Below are 7,361 nucleotides of genomic sequence, written 5' to 3' on the forward strand. Positions count from 1 at the left end.
GTTTGTTTTGCTACATTTAAATAGTAAAAAACTTTATTTAATATATTTATTTAATGACTTCATTTTTTAAATTATGCCAAAAAAGTAATCTTTGAATTTTTCATGAAATAATCCAAAATGTCCTATGCTTTTAACATTGAAATCTCTTGGCATTATATGAATTTGAGTTTTGATAGTGTTGGAATATTTTGAAATCAACCAATCAACCGCTTTTTTTGGAGCATATTGGTCGTCATCAACACTATATGAAATTAATTCACAATTTATTCTATCAAAAAATAACCTTTCAGAATCTAAATGATCAAGAAGGTAGTTTTTGTCTGTTACACCATTCTTTCCATTCAATCGCAACTTTTTTTGGTCAAATTTTCCATATTGCTAATTTTTTTTGACGGCATGTATCCAAAAAGATTAATTAAAAAAGGAAATAAAAAATTCCAGTTCAGCCACATTTTTAATTTGCCAATACCCTCCCAATGACCCCAATAACCACTTTGAGAACATATTAAAATTATCTTGTTTGCCAAAAGTGCTTTTTTTGCTAAACCAATCAATTGCCCTCCAATGCTATGTCCTAAAATGATTAGATTATAATTGGGAAATTTTTTTTCGCTATACTCCAAAACAGCTTCCAAATCATTTTTGCCCCAATCCGTGAGAGTTGTCTCTGAATGTTTTATATTTTTCTTTAAAGAATTTCCAATTCCTTCATAATCAAATGTTATAACAGTAATACCGTATCCTTGAAAATATTTTGCAATTTTTTTATAATAAGTTTGTTTTACTCCGGTTGCAGAACAGATGACCAATACACTTTCGTGAAGTTTTCCCTCATAAATGTTGATGTTAATTAAATGCTCTTTGTGCGAATGAATATCTATAGTTGTGTTCATTTTTATCTTTAATCAATCCCTAGTAATCAAATCATACATTATTTTGATTTTTTTACAACTCGCCATTAACAAATGGCAGCAATTTGTTTTTGTCTGTCGTTGAGAGATTATTATAAAAGGAAGATAATTTATTCCATATATATGTCATTTTAACAACCCTTAATATTGGTTCATTATTTAAAACAGTTGCTCTTACAGATATGCCTAATAATTGACCTTCAGAATTGAAAACGCCCCCACCGCTCATACCCGGAAGTGATTTTGCATTGGCTATAAATTCCACGTTCGAATCATATGGTATATCCCCTTCTTCATCTCCTTTGATTTTGAGTTGAGCTATAATAGACTCCGCATCGGTATTTGTAAATACCTTACCAGTAGAAACTGCTCCATTCGGATAACTTATTCGGTCCTGTGGATAGCCAACGACCATTATTGTTTTTCCTTCAATAGGATTTGACCAAGTTTGAGCATGGGTTGTTCTGCTATTCGGGTCGTAAATTTCTAATGGATGACTCGTTTGAACATTCTCTGGATATACGGCAAAACCATTATCATTTATCCTTTGGTTATCTAGAATACCAAGGTAAAAATCATTTGCTGGTAAAATCGTTGCATTCGTGGCGGATATTGGAATTTCAGGATGGTATAATTTAAAATCTGCTATGAATTCATTCCCAAGCAATACATTACCATTCTTTTGGGGAATTTGAGAACCTAAAAAAATGCCATTATTCACAGATGATAAATTTACGAATGATTCAGCCCTAGTATTCCAAGTTTCAACGCCATAAACATGATTCGCTGATATATATAATCCTAGTCCATAATCATTCTTTCTGCTCCAAATTACTTTAGATGCTGGACCCAATGTGCCAACACTTCCTCTTACTTTATTTATTAGGTTGACAAATTGAATGTTAGGATGCTTTACAGCATCTTCCAACTTGATAAGATTGGTGTCTATAATTCCCGAAGGTGGTTCAATTACTACATTTGAACTATCTTTTGAGCATCCTAGAATACTTAAAAAAAAGAGTGAAAAAACAAGAAATACCCAATCTTTATTTTTCATAATCATTGTCTTTATTAGTTATTGATTTTATTTTATCAGGAAACGCTCCCTTTCTAAAAAGATAAATTACCATAAAATAGGTTCAAGATTCTCGCAACCACTTGTGTTTAATTGTTTTATTCCATAACAATCAACACAATTGAATTTTACAAGTTTTTTGAGCTGCTTAATGTTGACCTTTTCGACAGGATTATAGGATAGGCCTATAAAATTAATCAATGGTAGTTGTTTGAAATCAACGGTAGTCAATTCATTTTTATTTAAGAATAATGACTCAAGACTTTTACAGCCATCCAATTTTAATTCCTTCAGTCTGCAATTTTCAGCATGGATCTGTTTTAGATGTTTCAGATTACTGACATCAATTTTAGGGGTTCTGGTATTGTCAACCCAAATTTCTTCAAGGTTCTTGTAGTTCTTAAAATCTACATTGACATACAAATTAGGATTATTGTGAATGTAAATCTGTTTTAGAGCCAAACAATTATCGATATTGATGCTTTCAAGTTGATTGTTCATGGCATACAACATTTTTAATTTTGTAAGATTGTTTAAATCCAATTGCCTAATATCATTATAATAACAGCCAAATTCTTCCAAATTTGTAAATTGTTCAATCCCAACTAACGACGAAATATTTTGTCTGTCAACATATAAGACTTTGACCTGTTTAGCTTCAGAAACTTCAATTTCGCCGTTATTGTTGATATCGACACCTTTAGTCAGAAGCTCTCTTTTAAAATTGGAATCGGGAATTTTAACCACTTGTGCAACCAAAAATTGAGAGAAAATTATAAGCTGAAAAAAGATAATTTTGAGTTTCATATGAGCTAGTTTTGAATTGTTACCTGTACAGTTTCGCCTTCTATATCTATTTCTACCATACCAGCTAAATGATGCTGTTTAAATTTATTATAAGTGTATTCTTGAAAAATAGGAGGACCAGAAATATATGAACCTTCAAAAGTTGTTGATTCTTGACCAACATAATGTGCCCCTCTTTTTTCCTTTACTTTGGTGACGTAGCTTTCAATATAATATTTACCCGGTTTTAAATTGGTAAATGTAAATGTTTCAGCATCCCTAGAAATCGTGATAAGCCTGTAAGAGAGTGCCAATGGCGATAGACTAGCCCTCATTTTCCCTTTCAAGCCAAATTGTTTTTCCAATTCCAAATATTCCATAAAATATTCATTAAGTGGGAAAAGAGATATCTTCACATAATATCCAACTCGTTTGCCATCCAATAAAGCCCTTCCATTAATGGTTGCAGTTCCAGATTCATTTATTTGATTTCCTGCCGTAATGGTGTCAAATACCTTGTTTGGATAGACAAATTCAATTTTCTTTTGGGCGAGTGATTGGAATGTTACCAAAAGTGCAGCGATAATTTTTACATGGTAGTTCAAAACATTACTATTTATTTATTGTACATTCGATTTTATGATTCGGTTGTTATGACTCAAAAAAATCTTTTGTAATCCATTTAGGTTTGCAAATGCGTCTTTTAAATTATTATTTTTTTCGATTTTCTTCTCCTCTCTTTGTATAATCCAATTATTAATCCTGTAAATCCTAATAAAAAAAACGTGCTGGCCCAAAACAGTATATTATATCTGTCAATGACTAATCTGTAGAAAAAAGTATAAACAAATAAAATCAATCCAATAATTTGCCAAACAAAATCCTTTTCCAACCTGAAACCTTTATCTATCGTTGGCGTTAGATTAAACAAGATTTTAATTTCGTTCCAGTCCCACATTATGAGCAGAAGATTAGCTAAAAGCATAAATCCAGTGACTATAGGAGTATAAGCAAAATCGTAAGACAGCGTAATAATCAAGATATTCACTACAATGGGAAGATTAACAATTGCTCCTAGTTTAGAGAACTTTTGGGTCATCAAGAAAAACCCAGCTATTAATTGGCTGACACCTATGAATTTCCAATATAATCCCGACTGGTACATGGTTTCAAAATAATGTGACGCGCTATTTATCGCGCTCAATTCACCGCTTTCAGATGTAAACCGACTTCCTTTTATTTTTATAAGACTGGCAAAAACAAATGCTCCTCCAACTAAATATCTAGTGTAGATAATAGCTATTTGTGGTAGGATCTTATTTTTAAATTTATTCATTATTTCATTTTGATTTTAATATTCCCATTCACTTTTCAAAATCCCATATACGATATCATCTACCCAATGTCCATCAATTAATAGGCTCTCTTTAAAATGAGCTTCCTTTCTAAAATTTAACCTTTGTAAAAGGTGTATTGAAGCCAAATTATTTGGGTCGACTGAACCGATTATTCTATGTTTATTTAAAGTATTAAACAAATAATCAATAGTAATTCTCATTGCATCAGTGGCAAACCCCTTTCCTTGGTGTTTATTGCTTAATGTACATCCAAGTTCACATTGGAAACCATCATTTCCTATGAAATGGATTCCGATATCTCCAACAATTTCCTTCGAAGATTTTTCAATGATAACCAATTGAAACCAAGATTCAGGTTGATTAAATTCCAATGGGTTTTTTGCGATAAACTCATCAACTTCCTTCAACTCCTTTGGTATAAAACCCTGATATTTATTTGTTTCGGTGTCTGAACGATAACTAAAAACTTGTTGGCTATCTTTCATGGTAATAGGTCTTAATAAAAGTTTTTCTGTTTCTATCATATTTAGTGTTTTTAAAAGTTTATTATTCTGAAATAATTATTCCATCAGTGATTTCTTTTACATTTGGTCTCTCAAACCAGCTTTCCATAAAATCAAAATTTTCTTTACTTACTATAAACTCAAATTCAGCTCCTTTTTCATCATTTCGATTCATAATCCTTTTAAATCGAGTCTCTTTTGAAATATCCAAAAAATGAAGTTTTATATCGTATCCATTTGATTTGGCGAATTTTATAAATTTTTCTCTGTGCTCAAATTTTGAAAGTCCCAAATCAAGAATAGAATCAGTTTTTAAATTTTCCAATTGTTGAACTAACTCAATTATCATTTGTTCGGCTCTATCTATTCTTTCTAGAAACCATTCAAGGCCGTTAATTGACTTTTTATCAGGAAGAAATAGGATTCTATTCCACCTGTCAATTGAAAAAATAACGCCATTGGTGCTTTTTTTCAATTCCCTTGAATATGTAGTTTTTCCGGAACCTGTATTTCCAACTATAAGGTGTATCATTAGTTTTTCTAATTTTTTTTGGTTAACTTCTCTGCGTGATACTTACATGACTTTTTCAACCTGAATTACTCTTCTCTAATAATGAGAACTTTCCCTCCATTAACCTCCGTTTTCCAAAGCTTGCGGTCTTCCTTATCTATATAATGAACAGATACTGATTCTTTACTTCCATAAATCACTATCACTTTCCAAACAGACCTTAACCCGGATTTTTCTGTTTGGTAATTTTCAGATGAAACTTTTCGTATTTGAACTTCCGAAAAGCCTGTTTCAGAATTGGGATCATAGTTAAAAGTCTTAATCTTTTGGCTATACCCTTCTTTAAGCGGCAGCCACATAACGGCATTTTGATACTGACTACTTTCAATAAACGATATATTTTCTTTTATGGGTTGAAAGTAGGTTTTGATTTTATCATCATTTAAACTTTTATATATAGCATTGATGCCTTGATTATAAGCGACTGTTATTATCCTTTGATCATTAAATGATGAATGAAAAACAGGTTTTAAAGTAGTTGCATGGCAAGTCGTTATATCAATAAAATCATTTTTAAACATTTTGCTCTTCAATATCATACTTTGCGTAATAAAACCATCTTCAATTTGTACTGTGTTGTTCATTCTGCCAATTTCAGTTTTAATAGTATCATTTACAGTATAGAATATCGTGGTATAATTTTCATTTTTAATCCATTTGGTTTCAAAATTGAAATCAAAATTTGGATTTGTTTGACCCTTTGCAAGAAAGGTTGCCAAAAATGCTAAAGCGGTCACTAGATTTTTCATTTATTTATTTTACTATAGATTATATTAATTATAATTATATTAAAAAATAATGTCGGTAGTCCCATGGGCTGTTAACCTCCAATCTGTATCAAAATTTTCCTCTTGAGTTCGAAGTGAAATTTAATTTTGTTTAAAAAATTTAGTTCAATACGTCAGAACTACAATTTTTGTGTAAATCTGCCCTGTTCCGAGCATCATGGTTTTATGTTTTGACATTTTGGCAATCGCAGTAAAAACCATTGATTCAGATGCAGGTTGATAAGAACGTTGTAAAAAAGCATCCCAATTATCATTTGTGAATAACACATCTCCGTAAGGTAAAAATCCTATTTCGTAGTGCTGACCAATACCTATGCATTTATCAACAGTTAGATATAGTAACTTGTGAGCCGAACTTGGAATTTCAATACTTTTATTAAAGTTTAAATTAACTACATTGAGATTACTTTTGAAAAAAACCTGATTTTCCACGAAATATATTTCACTAAATCTGTAATCTGCCCTCTCTTCAACTAATTGCCATGTAGATCCACCATCATTTGTTTTAAGGTAGTTGCTAGAATTAAAGGTGACATAGCCAAGAGTTTTGTTGATATTAAAATTAACCCGTTGGTAATCTTCAATAGAATTAGGTAACACATTAGTCCACGTTTGACCACCATCTGCCGTTTTTTTAAAAAACCTATTTCCGGTGATAAATCCGACATCTTTATTCTTAAAATACATGCCATTAGGAGAGCCATTTTCAACAGTATTTAAATTAATGATGCTCCAAGTATTTCCAGCGTTAATAGTTTTTAAAATATAGCTTCCAGTATCATCCCCACCAATAATGTATCCATTATATTGGTCTATAAATTGTATTTTTTTTAGAGGAAAGTTAGCTGCGGAATTAAGAACTGTCCATGTTGTACCCCCATCTATTGTTTTTACAATTTTTCCTATCCTTGATACAGCATATCCCGTTAGTTCGTCTACAAAGGTTAAATCATCATAAAAGTCCTCCGGAATATTGGAAGATAAAAAATTAAGGTTTTCCAATTTTAAATCAGAAATGTTATCCACGGGTAAGCTTTCAGAATCATCAGAATTACAAGACATCATCATCAACAGAATGGGGAATAAAAAAAATTAGTTTTTTCATTATATAAGAGTTTAGAATTAATATAAATGTTGTTTTACAGAAAATTATTTAGAGCTTATAATACCACTAACCCGAAATAAAACATGCATAGGTGTTCTAAATCTGTTTTGTGAAAAATCATCATATCTGGTAGCAAATATTTGAAAATAAAGCGAAGAAATCGACCTAGCTTATAAGTCAGCACCAAAAAAACTTAAGTAAAATCGTTTACCACTCAAAAAAAAAACTCTAGTTATTTTTGATTCTATATTTTAACGTATATCT

General features: G+C 31.0%; 10 protein-coding genes. All 10 read right to left on the reverse strand.

All coding sequences use genetic code 11. From position 1 onward, the window contains the following. Positions 1-66: 66 nt before the first annotated feature. Positions 67-345 carry a hypothetical protein gene (locus A9996_RS18705; RefSeq protein ID WP_066438910.1) on the reverse strand — a complete coding sequence of 93 codons (279 nt, stop codon included), beginning with the start codon at positions 343-345 and terminating at the stop codon, positions 67-69. After that, positions 342-893: an alpha/beta hydrolase family protein gene (locus A9996_RS18710; RefSeq protein ID WP_066438913.1), complete on the reverse strand. Its 552-nt coding sequence runs from the start codon at positions 891-893 to the stop codon at positions 342-344. Before A9996_RS18710 ends, A9996_RS18705 begins: the two co-directional genes overlap by 4 nt. Before the next feature lie 52 nt (positions 894-945). Next, complete coding sequence (locus A9996_RS18715; RefSeq protein ID WP_169817275.1) at positions 946-1,968, reverse strand: S1 family peptidase; 1,023 nt, start codon at positions 1,966-1,968, stop codon at positions 946-948. A gap of 66 nt (positions 1,969-2,034) precedes the next feature. Next, positions 2,035-2,793, reverse strand: coding sequence for a leucine-rich repeat domain-containing protein (locus tag A9996_RS18720; protein WP_066438919.1), 759 nt, complete (start codon positions 2,791-2,793; stop codon positions 2,035-2,037). A gap of 5 nt (positions 2,794-2,798) precedes the next feature. Continuing rightward, on the reverse strand, positions 2,799-3,377 hold the full coding sequence (locus tag A9996_RS18725) for a hypothetical protein (RefSeq protein ID WP_146608929.1): 579 nt from the start codon (positions 3,375-3,377) through the stop codon (positions 2,799-2,801). A 98-nt stretch (positions 3,378-3,475) separates the two neighbouring features. Next, positions 3,476-4,108, reverse strand: a complete 633-nt coding sequence (locus A9996_RS18730) for a hypothetical protein (RefSeq protein ID WP_066438923.1) — start codon at positions 4,106-4,108, stop codon at positions 3,476-3,478. Between the two features lie 15 nt (positions 4,109-4,123). Further along, entirely contained in the window at positions 4,124-4,654 is a 531-nt protein-coding gene (locus A9996_RS18735; RefSeq protein WP_066438926.1) for a GNAT family N-acetyltransferase, read from the reverse strand. Between the two features lie 22 nt (positions 4,655-4,676). After that, positions 4,677-5,165, reverse strand: coding sequence for a P-loop nucleotide/nucleoside kinase family protein (locus A9996_RS18740; protein WP_066438928.1), 489 nt, complete (start codon positions 5,163-5,165; stop codon positions 4,677-4,679). 65 nt (positions 5,166-5,230) lie between these two features. Next, the gene (locus A9996_RS18745; RefSeq protein WP_066438932.1) at positions 5,231-5,953 is read right to left on the reverse strand and encodes a DUF3108 domain-containing protein; all 723 of its coding nucleotides are present in this window, start codon (positions 5,951-5,953) and stop codon (positions 5,231-5,233) included. Positions 5,954-6,097: 144 nt separating this feature from the next. Continuing rightward, entirely contained in the window at positions 6,098-7,018 is a 921-nt protein-coding gene (locus A9996_RS18750) for a WD40/YVTN/BNR-like repeat-containing protein (protein WP_211272669.1), read from the reverse strand. Between the last annotated feature and the right edge of the window lie 343 nt (positions 7,019-7,361).

Origin of the sequence: Gelidibacter algens (assembly GCF_001678675.1) — a bacterium.
Classification (GTDB): domain Bacteria; phylum Bacteroidota; class Bacteroidia; order Flavobacteriales; family Flavobacteriaceae; genus Gelidibacter; species Gelidibacter algens.

What these genes read in the sequence shown, in the direction of transcription:
- A9996_RS18730 (WP_066438923.1), bottom strand. Translation starts at nt 4,108, where the DNA reads ATGAATAAATTTAAAAATAAGATCCTACCACAAATAGCTATTATCTAC.
- A9996_RS18710 (WP_066438913.1), bottom strand. Translation starts at nt 893, where the DNA reads ATGAACACAACTATAGATATTCATTCGCACAAAGAGCATTTAATTAAC.
- A9996_RS18735 (WP_066438926.1), bottom strand. Translation starts at nt 4,654, where the DNA reads ATGATAGAAACAGAAAAACTTTTATTAAGACCTATTACCATGAAAGAT.
- A9996_RS18745 (WP_066438932.1), bottom strand. Translation starts at nt 5,953, where the DNA reads ATGAAAAATCTAGTGACCGCTTTAGCATTTTTGGCAACCTTTCTTGCA.
- A9996_RS18715 (WP_169817275.1), bottom strand. Translation starts at nt 1,968, where the DNA reads ATGAAAAATAAAGATTGGGTATTTCTTGTTTTTTCACTCTTTTTTTTA.
- A9996_RS18720 (WP_066438919.1), bottom strand. Translation starts at nt 2,793, where the DNA reads ATGAAACTCAAAATTATCTTTTTTCAGCTTATAATTTTCTCTCAATTT.
- A9996_RS18740 (WP_066438928.1), bottom strand. Translation starts at nt 5,165, where the DNA reads ATGATACACCTTATAGTTGGAAATACAGGTTCCGGAAAAACTACATAT.